Annotated in this window: 5 protein-coding genes; 1 reads left to right on the top strand and 4 read right to left on the bottom strand. The window is 68.7% G+C overall.

Translation table 11 applies throughout. From position 1 onward, the window contains the following. Nucleotides 1–479: CPBP family intramembrane glutamic endopeptidase (locus D7V77_RS40645; RefSeq protein ID WP_147452330.1), on the top strand; the 479-nt coding region annotated here is incomplete at its 5' end. Nucleotides 480–488: 9 nt separating this feature from the next. Here the strand turns inward: D7V77_RS40645 and D7V77_RS40640 are convergent. The 4 genes from D7V77_RS40640 to D7V77_RS40625 all read right to left on the bottom strand — a co-directional run bounded on the left by D7V77_RS40640 (nucleotide 489) and on the right by D7V77_RS40625 (nucleotide 3,959). After that, nucleotides 489–1,745, bottom strand: a complete 1,257-nt coding sequence (locus tag D7V77_RS40640) for a type II toxin-antitoxin system HipA family toxin (RefSeq protein ID WP_120581543.1) — start codon at nucleotides 1,743–1,745, stop codon at nucleotides 489–491. Next, nucleotides 1,732–2,079, bottom strand: coding sequence for a helix-turn-helix domain-containing protein (locus D7V77_RS40635; RefSeq protein ID WP_120581542.1), 348 nt, complete (start codon nucleotides 2,077–2,079; stop codon nucleotides 1,732–1,734). The genes D7V77_RS40640 and D7V77_RS40635 overlap by 14 nt, the downstream gene beginning before the upstream one ends. Nucleotides 2,080–2,112: 33 nt before the next feature. Then, nucleotides 2,113–3,096 (bottom strand): hypothetical protein, encoded by a 984-nt coding sequence (locus D7V77_RS40630; RefSeq protein WP_120581541.1) that lies wholly within the window; start codon nucleotides 3,094–3,096, stop codon nucleotides 2,113–2,115. Nucleotides 3,097–3,161: 65 nt separating this feature from the next. Then, nucleotides 3,162–3,959 carry an ABC transporter ATP-binding protein gene (locus tag D7V77_RS40625; RefSeq protein ID WP_120581540.1) on the bottom strand — a complete coding sequence of 266 codons (798 nt, stop codon included), beginning with the start codon at nucleotides 3,957–3,959 and terminating at the stop codon, nucleotides 3,162–3,164. Between the last annotated feature and the right edge of the window lie 142 nt (nucleotides 3,960–4,101).

The following is a 4,101-nucleotide window of genomic DNA, read 5'->3' as shown; positions in this document are numbered from 1 at the left end:
GCGGGGGGGTGCTGGTGGGCACGTACGTGGTGCACCTGGCGGCGTCGGTGCCACTGGCGGCGGTCGCGGTGGCGTTGAAGCTGGCGGGCGCGGAGCTGGCGGCGCGCAAGGGCGTGGCGGCGGCGCTGCTGGACACGGGACTGAGCATCCCGGCGTTCGCGGCCATCATGGTGGTGGTGACGGGCTTCGAGGAGTTCGTCTTCCGAGGCTTCCTGGTGCCTCGGCTGAAGGTGGTGCTGGGAGGCTGGGTGCCGGCCATCCTGGGGGCCGCGGTGCTCTTCTCCGTGGGGCACTTCTACGAGGGCACGCTGGCCGTCTTCCAGACGTTCGTGATGGGCGCCTGGTTCGGCTTCGTCCTCTGGTACCGGGGACGGCTGCTACCGCTCATCGTGGCGCACGCGGCCTTCAACACCATCAGCTTCGCGCTGATGCTGTGGCTGTCGCGCTCGGGCTTCCTGGAGAAGCTGCCGCCCCTCTGACCCATGGTCTCAGGGCTCCGTGCCGTACTCGAAGCCCTCGTAGTCGAAGGCTCGCTCGATGGACTTCAAGTCCGCTTCGGTGCCGCCACTGTGGCTGACGACTTCGCGCCAACGGGACGACACGCGGGACTTCATCGCGTCGATGATCCGGGAGGCTTCGCCCCTGGACAATCGGAAGCGCGCGCATTCGCTCAAGAGATTGCGCCGGTTGGCGCGGCGATGCTGGGCGCTTCCCACCTCCATCGCCAGGTCGCGTTCCGTGCTGGCCTGGGGCGCCGGGGTCAGGTCATAGGCGGGCGACAGGTTCCAGTGGGCGTCGGGGGCGATGAGCGCATGGTTTCGGGGATGGTCGTCGATGTTCGAGATGAGCGCGTTGAACACCATCCGGGAGAACAGCTCGCGCAAGTCCTCGTCCGGGTCGCGGACCCAGCGTTTCAATTCATCCGCCAGCAGGAGGTATGACCAACTCCTGCGCTCGCGCGGATCCGCACGCGGATCTTCATCCGCACGCAGCACCGTCAAGGCGCTGACCATCCGGTGACGCAGGTAGTTCGGACCAGTACGCTCCCGGTCGAAGCGGCGCACGAGGAGCACGTCCTGCCCCGCGACCCGGATGAGCCTCCCGGAGGCGGCGCGAAGACCACACTCCCGTGCGAGCTCCAGCATGCCGTGCTCGACCACGGCGTTGTTCCACCGGTCGCTTCGCGATGGGAACTTGGCGATCCACAAGCCGTCATCGTCCTCGACGACGTTCTTGGGACGCGCGCCGCCCATGGAGCTGCCGGGCTGCACCAGCGCGTCGACCTGGGGCGACGGCGGCAGTCCCTGTTCAACGCGGCCTGCCTCCTCGAGCAGCTGCCGCAACTGGAGCACCTTGTTGAACTGATGAACGGGAGCGGGCGGCGTGGTGCTCTCCCCGAACGACAGTGCGCCCGCGCGATCCTCCGGCGAGTTGAGCAGGAAGCCGACCTCGTTCAGGTCCCCGCGCCCCAACTGCCGCTCGATGACCCTGCGTCCCCAGGCATCCGGAGAAGCGTCTCGCAGCGGACCGAAGATGCCTCCCAGCCTCGCTGTCGTGAAGACGCCTTCACGCAACGGAAGCTCGAATGGATCCAGCGCGACAGCGCGGGGGTTGGACAGGTAGCTCCTGCCGTAGACGAATTGCCCCACGCCGTCCTGCTGCACGTAGCGTCCGCAGGTCACGACGTCGAGCGACGCCGGAAGCTGGAGGTACACGTAGCAGCCGGACGGGTCAGAAGTCGTCATCGAGGTCCCCCTTCGCCTTGAGGTCCACCCGCGCGGGCTGGCGCGCGGACTCCAGCGTCTTGCCCTCTTCATCCCGGTCCGGCGAGGCCAGGTCGTTGAACTCGCGCTCGAGCCCCAGCGCCCAGAGAACCGTGAAGTAGGCGCTGAGCGCCGTGGTGGGGCTTCCCTCCTCGATGCGACGGATCGTGCCGAGTGCCAGCCCCGTCTTCTTCGCGAGGTCCAGCTGCCGGAGCCCCCGCCGGTTCCGGGCACGCTCGATGTTCTGCCCCAGGGCGGCGATGGACCGGGCCACGGCGAATGGCGTCGTGTCGTGGGTCAGGTTCTGGCGAGGCATGACCAATAGATTGGTTCTAACGGCGACTTAAAATCAATCTATTGGTTCTGACCACGCCAGCGCTCCGGGCATCAGCTCGGACGCCAGCTCCCTTACAAGCCCTCGGGCCACTTCCGCGGAGGGCAGCCCGGAGCGGCGGGCCACTTCATCCGGCAGGTGGCTGGCCGCTACGTCCTGCTCCAGTTCGCGCCAGGCTTCGCGGCGGGCCGCGTTCACTCGCTCGCGGGCGGCCGGGGACAGTTGATCCAGCGCCCACACGTCGATGGCCCAGGACAGCTCCGCGTGCCTCAGTTCGTCCGGGGCGATGGTGCCCAGGGACTCGCGCACCTGCGCGTCCTCCGCGCTCCGGGCCTGCCAACCCGCCAGCAGCGCGCCGTAGGTCTCCCGCACGCAGCCCTCCACAGCGTTCTCGATGGCGAGCGACTCCAGTGACCGGGCCCGGAAAGGCTCCACCTTCAGCTCCGGCATCGGGGCTCCGTGACGGCGGGCCAGCGACTCCATCGCTTCCGCGTGACGGACCTCGTCCTTCGCTGAACGCCTGGCGGCCCGCACCAGGTGCTCCGGGGCCCCGTGCACGGCCAGCTCGTCCGCGAGCCTTTCGAAGGCCGGCACGGACGCGGCCTCCAGGTGCGCCATCCTCGCGAAGAGCGCTCCCATCGCGGGCGTCTCCGAAGCCACCGCGCCGTCGCTGCACAGTCCTTCCGGCCTCCGGCCCTCGCAGAGAAAGTGGGCCTCGCAGCTCACCTGTTCGATGACGCCGCCGTCCTCCCCCACCTCGGTCCCCTGGACGCGAGCACAGGGCGTCCTGGCCCCGAGCGCCTCGCACAACTCCTCACAGGAGGTGTCCTGCGTGGGGACGCTCCCGTCACGCAGGGTGGCGGGAAGTGGGAAGGTCTGCTGCTCCCAGTTCTCATCCGAATCACAGCCCCACGTCGAGGAGCACCCCAACCCCAACGTGGCGACGGGCGCGAGCAACCACAGACGCTTGAACACGGGACGCAACTTGCCGCGAGACATGCGGACTCCTGCTTCCATCACGAACCCGCCGGCCCTCGGGCAACCGCAGCCTACATGAATCCTTGTCAGGCCTGCGGTGTCTGGGTCTGCGCGGAGCGCCGCCGCAGCCAGTTGCGCAGGAAGGCCTTCACCTCCGGGTGCTGCGACTGACGGAAGTGGTCCGGCGGGCCGTACTCCACCACCTGGCCCTCGTGCATCAGCGCCAGGTTGTCCGCCGTGCCGAAGGCGGAGGCCACGTCCGGCGTAATCACCAGCGACGTGGCGCCCAGCTGCTGCTTGCCCGTGGTGATGATCTCATTCACCGCCGCCGTGGTGAGCGGATCCAGACCCGCCGTGGGGTCGTCGTAGAGCAGGATTTTCGGCTGGAGGATGGTCGCGCGCGCGAAGCCCACGCGCTTCTGCATGCCGCCGGACAGCTCTCCCGGGAAGCGCGTGGCCGCGTGCGACAGGCCTACCTTCCCCAGCGTCTCGTTCACTGTCTTGGTGATGTCCGGCTCGGACATCTTCGTGCGCTCGCGCAGCGGGAACGCCACGTTGTCGAAGACGTTCAGCGAGTCGAACAGCGCGTTCGCCTGGAAGAGGATGCCCAGCTTGCGGCGCATCTGGTTGAGCTTGGGCTCGTCCATCTTCGCCACCTCCTCGCCCTCCACCAACACCACGCCCCGGTCCGGACGGATCAGGCCCATGATGTGCTTCATCAGCACCGTCTTGCCGGAACCGGACACGCCCATCAGCACGCAGGTCGTGCCCTCCGGCACCACCAGGTCCACGCCCCGGAGCGCGGGCTGCCCGCCAAACGACTTGTGCAGGTCCCGCACCTCGAGGGTCAGCTTCGGCGCCGGCTCACGGCTCGCGTCACTCATCGCTCCGGAACCCTACCGCGCACGCCCCGCCGGCCGCTCTGGATTCACGCTTGCCCGCTCCCCCGCTTCCGGCGCGCGCGGCGCATCCCGAGGCCCCACAGCCCCAGCGCCAGCAGGCCCGTACCCGCGGACACCCCCAGGA

Origin of the sequence: Corallococcus sp. CA041A (genome assembly GCF_003612075.1) — a bacterium.
GTDB lineage: Bacteria > Myxococcota > Myxococcia > Myxococcales > Myxococcaceae > Corallococcus > Corallococcus exiguus.
Note: the sequence above shows the minus strand (reverse complement) of the source record. Positions and strands in the feature narration are given on the sequence as shown.